A 17338-nucleotide genomic window follows, 5' to 3' on the forward strand; every position below is an offset into this window, starting at 1 on the left:
GTGGTGTGGAGCCAGTCTCTTCCGTTCGGGAGTGACGTTATTGTTCAATCCGCTCATCTTTTTGACCGATGCTCGCAAATGAATTCGATCGACACACTCATCGCGCTGGCCAACCTGCGCGGCAGTCTGGATCTACGCTGTCAATTCCAGGGGGACTGGGCCCTGGATCACTCTCCGGAGAGCCTCGGCGTGGCGCCTTACCACATCGTGCTCAGCGGCACCTGTCGTGCCGAGTTGTCGGGAGGGCAACAAGTGACGCTGGAAGAGGGCGATATCCTGCTGATGCCCGGCGGTGCCACGCACTTGCTGCGCAGCCAGGGTGCGCGGATTCGGCCGATGCAACCGCAAGTGGTCAGCGGCGGCCTGCTCCCGGTGCATCGTTTGGGCGGCGACCGGCCGGACCTGGACATGCTCTGTGGCAGCTTCCACTACAACCGCCAGTCACTGCTGCTCGGCGCGTTGCCGGAGCACCTGGTGGTGTCCAGTCGTGAATGGCAGGGCGACGGGCAACTGGCGGCGTTGATCGCGTTATTGCGCAGTGAAGCGGACGGCCAGCAATTGGGCGCGCGCTCTTTTATCGATGCGTTGTCGTCGGCGCTGTTCACCCTGATCCTGCGTACTTGGCTGGCCCGTCAGGCACCCGTGGCCGGCACTTTCGCGCTGCTCGCCGACAAGCGCCTGAGCAAGGCCTGGCAAGCGATGCTGGCCGATCCGGGGCATGAGTGGACCATCGATAGCCTGGCGACTGCCGCGACGATGTCGCGCGCCACCTTCATGCGTGCGTTCGTGAAAGTGGCGGGCGTGTCGCCGTGGGTGCTGCTGACCCAGTTGCGCATGGAGCTGGCCTTCAACCTGTTGCGCCAGTCGCACCTGAGCCTGCTGGATATCGCCGCCCAGGTGGGTTACCAGTCCCAGGCGGCATTCAGCAAGAAATTCAAGGAAACCTATGGCGAGGCGCCAGGGCGCCTGCGTTCATCGGGCGGGTAGCAGCTTGAGGGTGCCACGGGTGTTGGCGGTGACTTCCTCGTCAGTGAAGTGCGCCTGTTCGTAGCCGCCCTCGATGTAGGTTTCTGCCTGGTCGCCGTAATGCCGGTCAAACGGCACCCCGCTTTGGCCGACCGGGTTGATGGTCAATGCGTGGGCCGCGTCGGCGAAGTCGATCAGGCGGCGAGTCGAAGGCCCGTAGGTGACGGGCCACGGTGCCGGGCCGATATTGGCCGATTGGTTATTTGGCACTTCGTGCGTGCCCGGCGCCGGGAACGGGCCGACATTGACGATCAGGTCCAAGGGTTTTTGCGAGCCCAGCGGGTGGCCGTGGGTCAGGGTGTGGGCCTTGCCCCATTGCCATTGGCTCGGGTCATCGCCGAAGGTGGCCTTGAGGTGCGCAAGGCTATTGTCCCAGGCGAGCTTGACGGTGTCGGCGCGCTTGCCGCCCCACCACGGTGAATCCGGGGCGGCGGCCAGGCGTGGCAAGGCAGCGTCGATCACGCGGGTGCCGAGCAGGGTCTTGAACATGCCGTCGCCGAGTTTCGGGTGGAAGGCGGCGTCGGCCAGGTTGAACAGGAACTGGTTGAACAGCGTGGCGCTGGTCGAGTCCAGCGGATAGTCACCCTTCCAGCTTGCGAGCTGCTCCACCAGTTTCAACTGCGCCGGGTCCTTGACCACCTCACGCAGCACCGGCAACAGCGGCGCCAGCAGGCGCGGGCCGAAGGCGGTGGTGGTGCCGAGCTGCAAGGCCTGGCTGTTGTTCACATCCCACTTCACGCTTTTGTCGCTCAACTGCGCGTTCAACTGTTGGCCACGGTCGGCCAGGTTGTAGTAACCGGGAATCTCCATGCCAGTCGGTGAGACCGGCTGGGCATTGGCCGATACCACGTAGCCGCGCGCCGGGTTTTCTTCCTGGGGGTTGGCGCTGAAGGGATAAAAGCCCAGCTTGTCGGCTTGGGCGGTGCTGCCGTCAAGGATAAACCCGGCGTTGACCCCGGCCGGGCGTATCGGCAACTGCGCCGCCGCCCACCAGCCGATATCGCCCTTGGCATTCGCCCATACAATGTTCAGTCCCGGCGCCGACACCTTGGCCGCCGCCGCACGGGCTTTCACCAATGTGTCGGCGCGGTTGAGCTGGTAGAAGCCCTCAAGGATCGGGTTCTGGGTATCGAGGAATGCCCACCACATGGCAATCGGCGTCTTGCCGGCGTTTTCGCCCAGCACATCATTGATGATCGGGCCGTGGGGCGATTGACGCAGGGTCAGCGTCACCGGCGCCTGGCCCTTCACTGCGATCTGTTGCTCGGTGCTGTTCATGTCGACCCACTGGTCGTGGTACCAGACCTGGTTGGGGTTGTCCGGGTTGACCTTCTCGGCGATGAGGTCGAGGTCATCGTTCTGGAACATGGTCAGGCTCCAGCCGAAATCCAGGTTGTGCCCCAGGAACGCCACCGGCACCAGTGCGTTGTGATAGCCATACAGTTCGAAACCCGGCGCCGACAACTGCGCCTCGTACCACACCGAGGGCACCGAAAAACGGATATGCGGGTCACCGGCCAGCAACGGTTTGCCGCTCTTGGTGCGGTTGCCGCTGATGGCCCAGGCGTTGCTGCCTTCGAACTGCGGCAGGCCGTTGTCGGCCAGGGCCTGTTCGCTCAGGGAGGCGAGGGCGCCGAGGGCCTGCCAATCGCTGGTGGCGAGATTGAGGGCGCCCTTGGGCTGCCACTCCAGGTCGAAGACTTTGAGGTAGTCAGTGCCCAGTTGGTCGCGGATGTAGGTCAGCACAGGCTCGGTACGAAACGCGGCGGCAAAGCTGTAGGCCATGTACCCGGCGACGCTGATGGTGTCTTCGGCGGTAAACGGTCGCTTGGGGATGCCCAGCACGTCGAACTCCATCGGGCTGGCGTGGCTGTCCTGATACTGGTTGATCCCGTCCAGATAGGCTTGCAGGGCCTTCCAATGCGCCGATTCGTGGTCGAGTTGCGTCACATAGGTGGCCGCTCGGTCGCGAATGCGCAGACTGCGGAACAGCTTGTCGGTCTCCAGCACCTTGGGCCCGAGCACCTCGGCCAGCTCGCCACGGGCCAGGCGTCGCATGATCTCCATCTGGAACAGGCGGTCCTGGGCGTGCACGTAGCCCAAGGCGCGGTAAAGATCGGTCTCGTTCTCGGCACGAATGTGCGGCACACCACGGTCGTCGTAACGCACGGTGACCGAACCTTGCAGGTTGGCCAGCGTCACCGTGCCTTGGCGGGTCGGTTGCTTGCTGTAGACGTACCAACCGGCGCCCAGGGCAACCAATACCACCAGAACCGCGAGAACCTGCAAGACGCGCTTCATGAACTTTCCTTGGCAAAGAGGGGGCTACGAACCTGTTGGCCACGAACAATAGCAGCCCACCGCCAGGGTGTGCGTGGCATTTACCTCGCGTCCTGTTTCAAGGGCCTTCAAGATCGGCTCAATAAAACTGTTGCTGGAGTTACACGTGAGGCCTTCGCTGTAGGGCCCGAAATACGCGAGCTTGCCGCTGCGATCCCAGATACCCACGGCCGGGCTGGCCGGCACCTGCTCGGCGCCGGGCAGGGCGGCGAGGGTTTTCATGCGGCGCAGGTTGTCGGGCAGTTGGCCGTGGCTGCCGGGCTTTTGCAGGGCGTAGAACTCGACGCCTTGGGGCGCGTACTGCTCGATCAGCTCGCCCAGGTGCTGCTGGTTGCCGACGTTGCACGGGCAGGCCTGGTCCCAGAAGTGCACCAGGCGAATCGGGCCGGGGCCGGCAAGGTCGGCGGGTAGCTTCAACGGGTCGCCGGAAAACACCGCCGTGTGCTCGCTGAAGGCGCGCAGGTAGCGGCCTTGGAACCAGTCATACGCCGCCCACAGCACGCCGGCGCAGATAACCAGGATCAGGCTGGCAAACAAGGCGGTGCGGTAGGGCTGTCGCATTCAGATGTATCCTCGAAGGTCGCGTAGCTTGCCATGCTTGTCCTGACAGATGAATATCGCAGCTCGATATTCATCTTTGCCGCAAGTCTGGAAGCCTTTATGCCCGTTACCTTTGACCCTGATCATCTGCGCGAAAGCTTGCGGCCCCTGGTGGATGCGCAACCGCTTTCAGCCGAGGCGCGGGTCTACCAGCGTTTTTACGGTCTGGACCAGGCCGTGAGCCGTCTGGGGCGTTTCGAGGTGGAGGGGTTTGAGGTGGTGGCGCAGGTGTGGTGGCCGCCCACGCCGGTGGCGACGATGTTCATGTTCCACGGTTTCTACGATCATATGGGCTTGTATCGCCATGTGGTGAAGTGGGCGCTGGAGCAGGGCTTCGTGGTAATCGCCTGCGATTTACCGGGGCATGGCCTGTCCAGTGGCGTGCGTGCCAGCATCGATGATTTTGCGGTGTATCAACAGGTGGTGAATGCGCTGTTCACCCAGGCGCAAGCGCTGCAACTGCCGCAACCCTGGCACCTGTTCGGGCAAAGCACCGGCGGCGCGGTGGTGGTGGATCACCTGCTCAACCATGGCGCCGACAGCCCGGCCCAGGGCAAGACTTTCCTGCTGTCACCTCTGGTGCGGCCGCGTGCCTGGGGGTGGTCGCAGGTCAGCTATTACCTGCTGCGCCCATTCGTCAAAGGCATCGCACGGCGGTTCAGCGAGAACACTAACGACCCGGCGTTCAAGCCGTTCCTGGAAGCTGATCCGCTGCAACCACGCCAATTGCCGACCGCCTGGGTCGGCGCCTTGGCGCGCTGGATCAAACGCATCGAAGCCGCACCGCGCAGCCCTCGGCGGCCGGTGATTGTGCAGGGCGAGGAAGACATGACGGTGGACTGGCAGCACAACCTGCAGGTGCTGCGGGGCAAGTTCGACCAGCCCGAGGTGTTGATGCTGCCGCGTGGCAGGCATCACCTGGCCAATGAGATTCCGGAGATTCGTGACGAGTACTTCCGATACTTAACGGACCACCTGTAGGAGCGAGCTTGCTCGCGAAGAACGCACACGCACCGCGTTTATTCAGATGCCCCGCGTAATCGTTAACGACCTTCGCGAGCAAGCTCGCTCCTACAGGGGGTCAGGGCGCCAGGCTTGAGGTGCTTTGGCCGACAGCCAGTCCGGCGCGAATGGCTGCGAGGGCAGCCTGGTAATACGCCTTACCCTCCGGCGACTCGGCAAACGTTGCGAACTCTTCCAGCTCCGGGTCGGACAAATCCCGATAGACGTACAGCAGCGTGTTGTTCAGATCCTTGTCGATCTGTTGCATCAGCCGCTCGCGCTGGCCGTTCAACATGCCCTGGGCTTGCCCACCACCCAGCAGGCCGGGAATCATCTGGCTCAAGCTGTCGGCCGCCACCCCGGCAATCGCCAGGCTGACTTCCGCGCCGGCTTCACGGGCCGGCAGGGCCTGGGCCAGGTGGCCGATGATCAGGCTACGGGTGGCATCGGCTTCGATTTTCGGCAGGCCCTGGGCGTTTTTCGCCAACTGATCGCGGCGCGTGGCGAGCAACTCGGCGGCGACAATTTTACGGCCTAGAGGCGATTGGAAAAACGCCAGGGCTGGCTTGGGATCCGCCAGGTGCTTGCGCAATTGCGCTTCGGCACGCTGGTCCACAGCCTGGGCGGCAAAGCGTTTATTGCTGTTGTCCACCAGCGCCTGGTACACCGCCGGCGGCAGGCTGTTGCGGTAGCGTTGCTGGGCGGCGCTGAGGGCGTCATTGAAATGCGCACGTTGTTCGGCCCAGCCGGCGACCTTGTACAACTGGTCATGGCCGTCTGCCCAGGCGGGCAAAACGCAGAACATCAGCAAGGAAAAAAACAAACGACGCATATGGACTCCTGTCAGTCGGCCACTATTGTCCGTGTCGGGCGTAGGATTTGTCGAGAAGTCCTATCAGTCACCTGACTAAAGTATCTTCAGACGCTCGGCGGCTCTGTCGGATTCACAGGCGTATGGATACTATGCGCGCCATGCAAATACCCCTCGATCACCCCTTGCTGCAACGTATTGTCGACGACCTGGCTGAAAAGGGCTGGTCCCGGCAGGACGGCTTCCTGCCCCAGGCTCTGACCCTGGAACTGGCGGCTGAGTGCCGTAAACGTGCGGCGGAGGGTGAACTGGCCCCGGCGGCGGTGGGACGCGGCCCGGCCCAGGAGATCCGCGAAGGTATTCGCGGTGACCATATCCAGTGGCTGGAGGACGGTGACGCGGCGGTCTGCGACACCTACATGGCGCTGATGGACAGCCTGCGCTTGGCGATGAACCGTGGCCTATTCCTCGGCCTCGAAGATTTCGAAAGCCACTTCGCGATGTACCCGCCGGGGGCGTTCTACCTCAAGCACCTGGACCGTTTTCGCGACGATGACCGGCGCATGGTCTCGGCAGTGATCTACTTGAACGATGCCTGGCTGCCCGAGCATGGTGGCCAGTTGCGCATGTACCTCAAGGACGGCGTCGAATACGATGTGGTGCCCACCGGCGGTTGCCTGGTGGTGTTCCTGTCGGGCGAAGTGCCCCACGAAGTCATGCCCGCTACGCGCGAACGCCTGTCCCTCACCGGCTGGTTTCGCCGGCGGGGCAACGAGCCGTTCTGAGCATGCAAAAGATACTGATCAGCCGCTGCCTGCTGGGGCACAAGGTGCGCTACGACGGTGGCGCCAGCGGGCCGTTTGACCAACTGGCGGTGTGGCAGGCCGAAGGCCGTGTGGTTGCCATCTGCCCGGAAGTGTCGGGTGGTTTGCCGACGCCGCGTCCGCCCGCCGAGATTCCCGGCGGGCAGGGCGTGGATGTCTGGGAGGGCCGCGCCCAGGTACTCACAGCCGAGGGCGAAGATTTCAGCGAAGCCTTTCTCGACGGTGCGCGCCAGGCCCTGGCGCTGGTGCAGCGCCACAACATCCGTATCGCCGTGCTCAAGGCCAATAGCCCGTCGTGCGGCAATCTGCTGACCTATGACGGCACATTCACCGGCGTGAAGGTGAGTGGCGAAGGCGTGACGGCAGCGCTGCTCAAGCGCCACGGCGTGCTGGTGTTCAGTGAACTGGAATTGGTGCAGGCAGCCCAGGCATTGAGCAATGGCGATTATTGAGCCTGGGCTGCCGGACGGTTGGGGTAATCCACAAACCACTTCTGAAACAGTTGCCTGAATCGATCGTCGGATTTGAGTCGTTGCAGTGCGTTGTTCAGGCTTGACTTGAATGCCGGGTTGCCCTTCTGGAACGGCATCGCATAGAGGGTCGACGGGCCTGTCATGCGCCCGCGGGATTCGCCGTAAGGCTCACTGAAATCGAACCGATCCTGCAATTCGGGAGTCACAGCGATATAGTTCATCGCTACGTCGTACTTGCCGCTTTCCACTCCTGGCAGCAGGTCAGTCGCATCGGTGGTGATGAACGATGCGCGCACGTCCATCTCCTTGGCCAGTTGCTCGCCGAGCTCCACTTCCAAACCGGTGAGTTTGTTTCCTTCCTTGAAACTGAATGGCGGGTTTTCGGCCACGACTGCAATGCGCAGTTCGCCCCGGTCAAATACATCATCGAGCAGTTCGGCATGCGCCAAAGGGCTCAGAAGGGGCAGCAAAAGTAACAGGCCAGGCGAAAAGCGCATGGTCACTCCTAGAGATTTTTAATGTGCGAGGCGCCGTTCAGCATCGCTTTGCTATGGTGTTGAGTGCCTTGGACAGCAATTTGTCGCGAAGTTGTCATAACCCTACAGATTTCACAGAAAAACTGGAGAAGCGAATGAAAGCCCTTTTGTCCCGTGCAACCCTTGCCAGCGTGCTGCTGGGCGCCTCGATGTTTGCCAACGCCGCTGATGTGCCTCGTACGCCTGCGCCCAAAGGCGCCGAAGTGTTTATCGTCTCGCCCAAAGACGGTGCAACCGTCGACAAAACCTTCACCGTCAAATTCGGCGTCAAGGGCCTGGACCTGGAACCGATCGACAAGCAGGTACCGGGCGCCGGCCACCACCACCTGCTGGTCGACCAGGACGTGACGTCGCTCAAGGCCGACGAAGCCATTCCAGCCACCGCCACGTCGATTCACTTCGGCAAGGCGCAAACCGAGACCGAGCTGACCCTCACACCTGGCAAGCACACCTTGCAACTGGTGGCGGGCGACAACGTGCACCGTCAGTTCGAGCCCACTGTAGTCTCGAAAGTGATCACGGTTAACGTTAAGTAAGATTTGTTCAGATGCAAAAAAGGGAGCCCCGAGGGGCTCCCTTTTTCATGCTGCGGCGAAACCTTAGAACAACACGCGGCTACGAATCGTGCCGTTGATGTGCTGCAGTTTCTCTTGCGCCAGGTCCGAGTACTCGGCGTCGACGTCGATCACCACGTAGCCAACCTTCTCGTTGGTCTGCAGGAACTGACCGGAGATGTTGATGCCGTTTTCCGCGAAGACCTTGTTGATCTCCATCATCACGCCAGGGATGTTCTGGTGGATGTGCAGCAGACGGTGCTTGCCAGGGTGAGCCGGCAGGGCCACTTCCGGGAAGTTCACGGACGATACCGAGGTACCGTTGTCGCTGTACTTGACCAGCTTCTCCGACACTTCCAGGCCAATGTTGGCTTGGGCTTCAGCGGTGGAACCGCCGATGTGCGGGGTCAGGATCACGTTGTCCAGGCCACGCAGCGGGCTTTCGAAGATGTCGTCGTTGGAGCGCGGCTCCACCGGGAACACGTCGATGGCGGCGCCGATCAGGTGCTTGTCCTTGATCGCGTCGGCCAGGGCGTCCAGCTCGACCACGGTGCCACGGGCAGCGTTGATCAGGATGCCGCCTTTCTTGATGGCGCGGATTTCCTTCTCGCCGATCATCCACTGGGTCTCAGCGGTTTCCGGAACGTGCAGGGTCACGATGTCGGACATGCCCAACAGCTCGGTCAGGCTAGCCACTTGCGTGGCGTTGCCCAATGGCAGCTTGGTCAGGGTGTCGTAGAAAAACACCTGCATGCCGAGGCCTTCAGCCAATACCGACAGCTGAGTACCAATGGAGCCGTAACCGACGATACCCAGCTTCTTGCCACGGATTTCGAAGGAGTTGGCTGCGCTCTTGATCCAGCCGCCACGGTGGCAGGAAGCGTTCTTCTCAGGAATGCCGCGCAACAACAGGATGGCCTCGGCCAGCACCAGCTCCGCAACGGAGCGGGTGTTGGAGTACGGTGCGTTGAACACCGCGATGCCGCGCTCGCGCGCTGCGTTGAGGTCGACCTGGTTGGTGCCGATGCAGAAACAGCCGACTGCCACGAGTTTCTTGGCGTGATCGAAGATTTCTTCGGTCAGCTGAGTGCGGGAGCGAATGCCGATGAAGTGCGCGTCGGCGATCTTTTCCTTGAGTTGGGCTTCCGGCAGAGAACTGGTGATGTACTCAATGCTGGTGTACCCGGCGGCTTTCAGAACGTCGACAGCCGATGGGTGGACGCCTTCCAGAAGAAGGAACTTGATCTTGCTCTTATCGAGAGAAGTCTTGCTCATCTGCGTAAACCTGTATCCCGGAGAAAAATGGCAGGGAATCGAGCAGCACAAGCTGACCCGGACGGCAGGAAAGCCGTCACCGCAGAAACGCCCTTGGGCTCTGTCCTGCGGGGGCGGTATGCTAGCATACGCGCCCCGCTAAACACCTATTCCTGCGACGTGAAGCGTTCTCAGGATGACCATGAATTGTTCGAGAGTTCTGTCGATGACCCATCCTGCCCTGATTGATGAGCTAAAGACCCTGGTTGAGCCCGGCAAAGTGCTGACCGATGCAGACTCCCTGGAGGCTTACGGCAAGGATTGGACCAAGCACTTCGCACCCGCGCCGACCGCCATTGTCTTCCCCAAGACCACTGAGCAGGTCCAGGCCATTGTGCGTTGGGCCAATACCCACAAGGTGGCGCTGGTGCCATCGGGCGGGCGTACCGGCTTGTCCGCCGCTGCCGTGGCGGCGAATGGCGAAGTGGTTGTGTCGTTCGACTATATGAACCAGATCCTCGACGTGAACCTCACCGACCGCACCGCCGTGTGCCAACCGGGCGTGGTCACCAAGCAATTGCAGAACGTCGCTGAAGAAAAGGGCCTGTACTACCCGGTGGACTTCGCATCGTCCGGTTCCAGCCAGATTGGCGGCAATATCGGCACCAATGCCGGCGGGATCAAGGTGATTCGCTACGGCATGACCCGTAACTGGGTGGCCGGCATGAAAGTCGTCACCGGCAAGGGCGACGTACTCGAACTGAACCGCGACCTGATCAAGAACGCCACCGGCTACGACATGCGCCAGTTGTTCATCGGCGCTGAAGGCACTCTGGGCTTTGTGGTCGAAGCCACCATGCGCCTGGACCGTGCGCCGAAAAACCTCACCGCCATGGTGCTGGGCACGACCGACTTCGACTCGATCATGCCGGTCTTGCACGCGTTCCAGAGCAAGCTGGACCTGACCGCCTTCGAATTCTTCTCCGACAAGGCCCTGGCCAAGGTCATGGGCCGTGGCGACGTGCCGGCCCCGTTCGAAACCGAGTGCCCGTTCTATGCACTGCTGGAGTTCGAAGCCACCACCGAAGAAGTCGCCAACCACGCCCTGGAAACCTTCGAACACTGCGTGGAACAGGGCTGGGTGCTGGACGGCGTGATGAGCCAGAGCGAAACCCAACTGCACAACCTGTGGAAACTGCGCGAGTACATCTCCGAGACCATTTCCCACTGGACCCCGTACAAGAACGATATCTCGGTGACTGTCTCCAAAGTACCGGCGTTCTTGAAGGAAATCGACGCGATCGTCGGCGAACACTACCCCGACTTCGAAATCGTCTGGTTCGGCCACATCGGCGACGGCAACCTGCACCTGAACATCCTCAAGCCAGAAAACCTGAGCAAGGACGAGTTCTTCGCCAAGTGCGCCACCGTGAACAAGTGGGTGTTTGAAACCGTCGAGAAGTACAACGGTTCGATCTCCGCTGAACACGGCGTGGGCATGACCAAGCGTGACTACCTGACTTACAGCCGCTCGCCGGTTGAAATCGAATACATGAAGGCCGTCAAAGCCGTGTTCGACCCGAACGGGATCATGAACCCTGGCAAGATCTTCGCTGTTTAATCGCCCTGAAGGAGTCGTTCCATGAGCTACCAGCACAAGTATGTCGACGGCACCAACATCCACTTTCCGCTCGGCAAAGTGGTGTGTATCGGGCGTAACTATGCCGAACATGCCAAGGAACTGGACAACCCGGTGCCCACCGAGCCGCTGCTGTTCATCAAGCCGGGCAGCTGCGTGGTGCCGCTGGAAGGCGGTTTCAGCATCCCAACCGAGCGCGGCTCGGTGCACTACGAAGCGGAAATCGCGGTATTGATCGGCAAACCTTTGTCGACCAAGCCCAGTCGCGAAGAAGTGCTGGACGCCATTTCCGGTTTCGCCCCGGCCTTGGACCTGACCCTGCGCGACAAACAGGCCGAGCTGAAAGCCAAGGGCCTGCCGTGGGAAATCGCCAAGTCCTTCGATGGTGCGGCGGTAATCGCGCCGTTCGTGGTGGGCAGCACCTTCCCGGACGTGACCGACATCGGCATCCGCCTGAGCATCAATGGCGAAGTGCGCCAGGATGGCAACAGCGCGCAGATGCTCAACCCGATCATCCCGATGATCCAGCACATGGCCGGCTGCTTCTCGCTGCAAGCGGGCGATGTGATCCTCACCGGCACCCCGGCTGGCGTGGGCCCGCTGAATGTGGGCGATGAGCTGGTGTTGGAGCTGTCGGGTGTGAGCCGCTTCGAAAGCAGCGTTCGCTGAACCCTGGCGAAACGCGGTTAAAAATGTGGGAGCTGGCTTGCCTGCGATAGCATCACCCCGGTGTCATCAGAAAAACCGAGGTGCCTGCATCGCGGGCAAGCCCGGCTCCCACAAGTTCTGTGTGTGCCTTGAGTTCTGTGTTTTGCATTTTTTTCACACACCATCCGGATAATCCTCAGCCTCTTGCGCGCGGGCTTGTCATTCCTGTGCTATCACCTAACGCTGACTTTCCGGAAAAAGCGCCCAATGGCCGTGTCCTTGCCCTCCGCTACACCCGAGCCGCGTTCTCGCTTTGCCTTGCGCTGGTATTCCTGGCTGTTGCTGGTGGGGGTGATCTCCTATGGCGTTGCCTGGGCCATGCACTGGGATGATCGCGGCGTGCTGTGGGTGCTGGAGCGTTTCGAAACGCCGGCCGAACGCCAGGAAAGCGTGTGGCTGCCGGACTACCATGCCGTGATCGACGGTAAGCTTTTACCGGGTATGGAAAAGGACGAGGCTTCCGACGTCTCCTACAACCCTCAGACCAAAACCCTGTTTTCCGTGATGGGCAAGAACCCGTTCCTCGCTGAGTTGAGCCTGCAAGGCGACGTGCTGCGCAAGATGCCGCTCAACGGTTGGGATAACCCGGAAGGCGTGACCGTGATGGAAAACGGCCTGATCGCCGTGGTCGATGAGCGCCAGCACACGCTGACCCTCGTCAAGGTCGACGCCGCCACCACTGCGTTGAACAAGGCCGATTTCCCGAGTTATGACCTGGGCCCGTCCAAGGACCAGAACAAAGCCTTTGAAGCGATCACCTGGGACAAACGCAACCAGCAACTGGTGCTGGGTGAAGAGCGCCCACCGGCGCTGTTCACCTGGAAAAGCGACGGCGGCCCGACCCTGTCTGGCGATAAGCAAAAGCTGGCCAGCAAGGAATTGGACATGCGCAACCTCTCGGCCCTGGCCGTCGACCCGCGTACCGGGCATCTGCTGGTGCTGTCGGCCGACTCCCACCTGCTGCTGGAGCTGGACGAGCAGGGTGAGCAAGTCAGCTTCATGACCCTGCTTGGCGGCTTCAATGGCCTCAAACACACCATTCCTCGGGCGGAAGGCGTGACCATGGACGAGGACGGCACACTGTACATCGTCAGTGAGCCCAATCTGTTCTATCGCTTCGAAAAGCAGAAATAGCACACCGATTACGTCGGATATGTCTCTATGAGCGGCATTCGCCAGACAGCCGGGCGCGTTTAAGTTTAAATTCAGACAGGCGTGATATTCATTCGCCACTTTTGATTTTGAGCCCGCCCGATGCGACGACTAGCCCGCCCCAAACCCCTTCTCATCATGCTTGCGCTGATCGCCTTGGTCAGCGCCGGGGCCGTTGCGCAACATTTCCGCCTGTTCGAGCGCGCCTGGTTCAACTGGCAGGCGTGGCGCCAGCCGACGGATGAGCGCTCCATTGGCCTGGCGGAGTACCGTGTGACCCTGGAAGCCCAAGTGATCGAGGGGTTGGACGACGATGTGTCGGCCTTGACCTTCGACCCGGTGCGCAAAAGCCTGTTTACCGTCACCAATAAAAACGCCGAACTGATCGAGTTGTCCCTTGAGGGCAAGATCCTGCGGCGGATTCCCTTGATAGGGTTTGGCGATGCCGAGGCGGTGGAATTCATCAGCGACAACATTTACGTGATCAGCGATGAGCGCCAGCAGCGGCTGATCAAAGTGCATGTGGACGACGACACCCAATTCCTCGACGCCGCCGATGCGGAGCAAATGACCCTGGGCCTGCACGTGGGCGGCAACAAGGGCTTTGAGGGGCTGGCCTATGACTCGGTGGGCAAGCGCCTGTTCGTGGCCAAGGAGCGCGATCCGATGCTGATCTACGAGGTCCACGGCTTTCCCCACTTCAAGCCGGAAAAAACCTATTCGGTGCACGTGATCAACAACCCCAAGCGTGATGCCGGATTGTTTGTGCGTGACCTGTCGAGCCTGCAATACGACGAGCGCAGCGGCCATTTACTGGCGCTGTCGGATGAATCGTTCCTGGTGCTGGAACTGGATATCGACGGTCGCCCGCTGAGCAGTCTGTCACTGCTGAACGGGCGCCACGGCCTGAAAAAGCGGGTGCCTCAGGCCGAAGGGATCGCCATGGATGACGAGGGCGCGTTGTACCTCGTCAGCGAGCCGAACCTGTTTTACGTGTTCAAGAAAACCAATCCTTGAAGTACCGCAGGACCAATGTGGGAGCGGGCTTGCTCGCGAAAGCGGTGGTTCAGTTGAAGAATCTTTCACTGACACACCGCTTTCGCGAGCAAGCCCGCTCCCACATTTAGTAACGCGTCAAACCTTGAGGGTTTTCACTCCTTCCGAAGTACCCAGCAGCAGTACATCGGCTGGACGCGCGGCGAACAGGCCGTTGGTGACCACGCCGACGATCGCGTTGATCTGAGTTTCCAGCTCCACCGGGTTGGTGATCTGCATGTTGAACACGTCGAGGATGATGTTGCCGTTGTCGGTCAGCACACCTTCGCGGTACACCGGGTCGCCGCCCAGCTTCACCAGCTCGCGGGCCACGTGGCTGCGGGCCATCGGGATCACTTCCACCGGCAGTGGGAACGCGCCGAGTACCGGCACCAGCTTGCTGGCGTCGGCGATGCAGATAAAGGTCTTGGCCACGGCTGCCACAATCTTCTCGCGGGTCAGGGCTGCGCCGCCGCCCTTGATCAGGTTCAGGTGTTCGTCGCTTTCGTCGGCGCCGTCGATGTAGAACTCCAGGTCGCTCACGGTGTTGAGCTCGTACACCGGAATGCCGTGGCCCTTCAGGCGCGCGGCGGTGGCTTCGGAGCTGGCCACGGCGCCATCGAACGCGCCCTTGTGCTGGGCCAGTGCGTCGATGAAGCAGTTGGCGGTGGAGCCGGTGCCGACACCGACGATGCTCTTGTCGTCGAGTTTAGGAAGGATTAAATCGACGGCGGCCTGGGCCACTGCCTGTTTGAGTTGATCCTGGGTCATGCGGGCTCCGGAACGGGCGGGGAGTTAACGAGGGGCGCGAGTATAACCCAACAAAACCTCGGGATTCGTGTGGTCGCCCGGCCAAAAGCCGGGTTAGACTCCTTGGCCCTGCCAAACCGTGAAAGTAGAAGCCCGCCGATGCTTGAACAGTACGTCAAAAAGATCCTCACCTCGCGCGTTTACGACGTTGCCGTAGAAACCCCGTTGCAGACCGCCCGCCAGCTCTCCGAGCGGCTGGGCAACCAGGTCTGGCTCAAGCGTGAAGACTTGCAGCCGGTGTTCTCGTTCAAGATTCGCGGCGCCTATAACAAGTTGACCCAACTGACGGCTGAGGAGCGCGCACGCGGCGTGGTCACGGCGTCGGCGGGTAACCATGCCCAGGGCCTGGCCCTGGCGGCCAAGGTGCTGGGGGTCAAAGCCACCATCGTGATGCCCAAGACCACCCCGGAGATCAAAGTCGAAGGTGTGCGCTCCCGTGGCGGCAAAGTGGTGCTGCATGGCGATTCCTTCCCGGAAGCCCTGGCCTACTCGCTGAAACTGGTCGACGAAAAAGGCTACGTCTACATTCACCCCTACGATGATCCGCACACCATTGCCGGGCAGGGCACCGTGGCGATGGAGATCCTGCGCCAGCACCCGGGGCCTCTGGACGCGATTTTCGTCCCGGTGGGCGGCGGCGGGCTGATCGCCGGGATTGCGGCGTACGTGAAATACCTGCGCCCGGACATCAAGATCATCGGCGTCGAGCCGGACGATTCCAATTGCCTGCAAGCCGCGCTGGCGGCAGGCGAGCGCGTGGTACTGCCGACTGTCGGCCTCTTCGCCGATGGCGTGGCGGTGGCGCAGATCGGCCAGCACACCTTCGACATCTGCAAGGATTACGTGGATGAAGTGATCACCGTGAGCACCGATGAAATCTGTGCGGCGATCAAGGATATCTACGACGACACCCGTTCCATCACCGAGCCGGCAGGGGCATTGGGTGTGGCCGGGATCAAGAAGTACGTGGAGACCCGTGGCGTCTCCGGGCAGACCCTGGTGGCGATCGACTCCGGCGCCAACGTCAACTTCGACCGCCTGCGCCATGTGGCCGAGCGCGCCGAGTTGGGTGAGGGCCGCGAAGCCATCATTGCCGTGACCATCCCCGAGAAGCCCGGCAGCTTCAAGGCGTTCTGCGAGGCCGTGGGCAAGCGCCAGATCACAGAATTCAACTACCGCTTCCACTCCGGCAGCGAAGCGCACATCTTTGTCGGCGTGCAGACCCACCCGGAAAACGACCCGCGCAGCGCGCTGATCGCCAGCCTGACAGGCCAGGGTTTCCCGGTGCTGGACCTGACCGAGAACGAACTGGCCAAGCTGCACATCCGCCATATGGTCGGCGGCCATGCGGCTCACGTCAGCAATGAAGTGGTGTTTCGCTTCGAATTCCCGGAGCGTCCGGGGGCCTTGTTCAACTTTCTTAACAAATTGGGCGGGCGCTGGAACATCTCGATGTTCCACTATCGCAACCACGGCGCAGCCGACGGCCGTGTGGTCGCCGGCCTGCAAGTGCCGGCGGACGAGCGTCACCTGGTACCGGCAGCCCTGGAAGCCATCGGCTACCCGTACTGGGATGAAAGCGATAACCCGGCCTATAAACTGTTCCTCGGTTGAGCGACTACGCTGATTGGGGCGGCCTTTGAGAGATAAGAGACATGGAAACCCTGATCACCCTGAAAGTTATCCACATCGCAGCCACGGTGTTGCTGCTGCTCAGCGGCCTGGGCCTGGCGATACTGGCCTGGCGCAAACGCAGCGCGGGCCCGGCGGTGACCGTGCAGCGCCCGTGGGCGTTCGTCTGGTTGTTGATGGGCGTGTGTGTGGTGAGCATGCCGTTTACCGGCTGGTGGCTGGTGCACCTGATCGGCTGGCCGCTGGGGCAGACCTGGATCCTGGGTTCCAGCCTCCTCTACACCGTGGCGGCGCTGGCCTGGTTCTGGCTGGTGGCGCGGCTCAATCGCCTGCGCAAGGGCGAGGGCGGTAGCCTGAACTTCACGCTGGTGCTGGCGGTGGTCAGCCTGGTGGGGTTCGTTGCGATTGCCGGGTTGATGGGTGCCAAGCCCGTCTAGATGAGCGCTTACCTGCTACTGAAAACCCTGCATATACTTTCGTCGACTGTCCTGTTCGGGTTGGGCGCGGGCTCGGCTTACTACGCGTTGCGCGCCTGGCGCACTGGCAACGTCGACGTGATCGCCGCGACCTTCAAGCACCTGGTGTTCGCTGACTGGGCGTTTACCGCGACCACGGCGGTGTTCCAGCCACTTAGCGGGATCGGCTTGATGCATCTGGCAGGGTGGTCGTTGCAGCAGAGCTGGCTGCAGTGGACGTTCGGCTTGTATGTGTTGGCGGGGATCTGCTGGCTGCCGGTGGTGTGGCTGCAGATTCGTGTGCACAGGATGGCGGAGCAGGCGCTACGGGAAGGCACGGCGATGCCGATCAAGGCCGTGACCTATATGCGTTGGTGGTTTGGCCTGGGATGGCCGGCGTTTTTGGCGTTTATGGTGATTTTTTATCTGATGGTGGCAAAGCCGATGTAAGGCTGGCGAGCGAGTTGACTTCATCGCAGGCAAGCCA

General features: G+C 61.5%; 18 protein-coding genes. 12 read left to right on the top strand and 6 right to left on the bottom strand.

The window, feature by feature from the left end:
- Nucleotides 1-78: 78 nt before the first annotated feature.
- Nucleotides 79-987: an AraC family transcriptional regulator gene (locus tag HX793_RS16795; RefSeq protein WP_177052650.1), complete on the top strand. Its 909-nt coding sequence runs from the start codon at nt 79-81 to the stop codon at nt 985-987.
- Here HX793_RS16795 and HX793_RS16800 read toward each other — a convergent pair.
- Both HX793_RS16800 and HX793_RS16805 read right to left on the bottom strand, forming a co-directional pair.
- On the bottom strand, nt 973-3327 hold the full coding sequence (locus HX793_RS16800; RefSeq protein ID WP_177094268.1) for a penicillin acylase family protein: 2355 nt from the start codon (nt 3325-3327) through the stop codon (nt 973-975). The genes HX793_RS16795 and HX793_RS16800 overlap by 15 nt on opposite strands.
- A gap of 24 nt (nt 3328-3351) precedes the next feature.
- A complete protein-coding gene (locus HX793_RS16805) occupies nt 3352-3927 on the bottom strand; it encodes a DUF6436 domain-containing protein (RefSeq protein ID WP_177094270.1) in 576 nt (191 codons plus the stop codon).
- A 99-nt stretch (nt 3928-4026) separates the two neighbouring features.
- Here HX793_RS16805 and bipL point away from each other — a divergent pair, with 99 nt between their 5' ends.
- Entirely contained in the window at nt 4027-4947 is a 921-nt protein-coding gene (bipL, locus tag HX793_RS16810; protein WP_177052653.1) for a phospholipase BipL, read from the top strand.
- Nucleotides 4948-5047: 100 nt separating this feature from the next.
- Here bipL and HX793_RS16815 read toward each other — a convergent pair whose 3' ends face one another.
- Nucleotides 5048-5800: a DUF2059 domain-containing protein gene (locus HX793_RS16815; protein WP_016979010.1), complete on the bottom strand. Its 753-nt coding sequence runs from the start codon at nt 5798-5800 to the stop codon at nt 5048-5050.
- A gap of 131 nt (nt 5801-5931) precedes the next feature.
- On the opposite strand from HX793_RS16815, the gene HX793_RS16820 reads away from it, so the two are divergent.
- Complete coding sequence (locus HX793_RS16820; RefSeq protein WP_025999959.1) at nt 5932-6564, top strand: 2OG-Fe(II) oxygenase; 633 nt, start codon at nt 5932-5934, stop codon at nt 6562-6564.
- A gap of 2 nt (nt 6565-6566) precedes the next feature.
- A complete protein-coding gene (locus HX793_RS16825; protein ID WP_016979012.1) occupies nt 6567-7055 on the top strand; it encodes a 2-thiouracil desulfurase family protein in 489 nt (162 codons plus the stop codon).
- Here HX793_RS16825 and HX793_RS16830 read toward each other — a convergent pair.
- Entirely contained in the window at nt 7049-7573 is a 525-nt protein-coding gene (locus HX793_RS16830) for a transporter substrate-binding domain-containing protein (RefSeq protein WP_016979013.1), read from the bottom strand. The two genes, HX793_RS16825 and HX793_RS16830, sit on opposite strands and share 7 nt — an antisense overlap.
- A 134-nt stretch (nt 7574-7707) precedes the next feature.
- Here HX793_RS16830 and HX793_RS16835 point away from each other — a divergent pair, with 134 nt between their 5' ends.
- On the top strand, nt 7708-8148 hold the full coding sequence (locus HX793_RS16835; protein WP_016979014.1) for a DUF4399 domain-containing protein: 441 nt from the start codon (nt 7708-7710) through the stop codon (nt 8146-8148).
- A 63-nt stretch (nt 8149-8211) separates the two neighbouring features.
- Here the strand turns inward: HX793_RS16835 and serA are convergent, their stop codons facing one another.
- Entirely contained in the window at nt 8212-9441 is a 1230-nt protein-coding gene (serA, locus tag HX793_RS16840; RefSeq protein ID WP_003195214.1) for a phosphoglycerate dehydrogenase, read from the bottom strand.
- A gap of 205 nt (nt 9442-9646) precedes the next feature.
- On the opposite strand from serA, the gene HX793_RS16845 reads away from it, so the two are divergent.
- The 4 genes from HX793_RS16845 (at nt 9647) to HX793_RS16860 (ending at nt 13936) form a co-directional block, all read left to right on the top strand.
- Complete coding sequence (locus tag HX793_RS16845) at nt 9647-11041, top strand: D-2-hydroxyglutarate dehydrogenase (protein ID WP_016979015.1); 1395 nt, start codon at nt 9647-9649, stop codon at nt 11039-11041.
- Between the two features lie 21 nt (nt 11042-11062).
- Nucleotides 11063-11728, top strand: coding sequence for a fumarylacetoacetate hydrolase family protein (locus tag HX793_RS16850; protein WP_028618354.1), 666 nt, complete (start codon nt 11063-11065; stop codon nt 11726-11728).
- A 246-nt stretch (nt 11729-11974) separates the two neighbouring features.
- Nucleotides 11975-12901, top strand: a complete 927-nt coding sequence (locus HX793_RS16855) for an SdiA-regulated domain-containing protein (protein ID WP_177052654.1) — start codon at nt 11975-11977, stop codon at nt 12899-12901.
- Nucleotides 12902-13021: 120 nt separating this feature from the next.
- Nucleotides 13022-13936, top strand: coding sequence for an SdiA-regulated domain-containing protein (locus HX793_RS16860; protein ID WP_177052655.1), 915 nt, complete (start codon nt 13022-13024; stop codon nt 13934-13936).
- A 117-nt stretch (nt 13937-14053) separates the two neighbouring features.
- Here the strand turns inward: HX793_RS16860 and rpiA are convergent, their stop codons facing one another.
- Nucleotides 14054-14725: a ribose-5-phosphate isomerase RpiA gene (rpiA, locus tag HX793_RS16865; protein WP_025859562.1), complete on the bottom strand. Its 672-nt coding sequence runs from the start codon at nt 14723-14725 to the stop codon at nt 14054-14056.
- A 108-nt stretch (nt 14726-14833) separates the two neighbouring features.
- Here rpiA and ilvA point away from each other — a divergent pair, with 108 nt between their 5' ends.
- The 3 genes from ilvA to HX793_RS16880 are packed head-to-tail and all read left to right on the top strand — an operon-like array spanning nt 14834 to nt 17301.
- A complete protein-coding gene (ilvA, locus tag HX793_RS16870; RefSeq protein WP_256348344.1) occupies nt 14834-16378 on the top strand; it encodes a threonine ammonia-lyase, biosynthetic in 1545 nt (514 codons plus the stop codon).
- Nucleotides 16379-16419: 41 nt separating this feature from the next.
- A complete protein-coding gene (locus tag HX793_RS16875; protein ID WP_016979021.1) occupies nt 16420-16833 on the top strand; it encodes a DUF2269 family protein in 414 nt (137 codons plus the stop codon).
- Entirely contained in the window at nt 16834-17301 is a 468-nt protein-coding gene (locus tag HX793_RS16880; protein WP_177052657.1) for a DUF2269 family protein, read from the top strand.
- Nucleotides 17302-17338 lie beyond the last annotated feature (37 nt).

This window comes from Pseudomonas reactans (assembly GCF_013387025.1).
GTDB classification, from domain to species: Bacteria; Pseudomonadota; Gammaproteobacteria; order Pseudomonadales; family Pseudomonadaceae; genus Aquipseudomonas; species Aquipseudomonas reactans.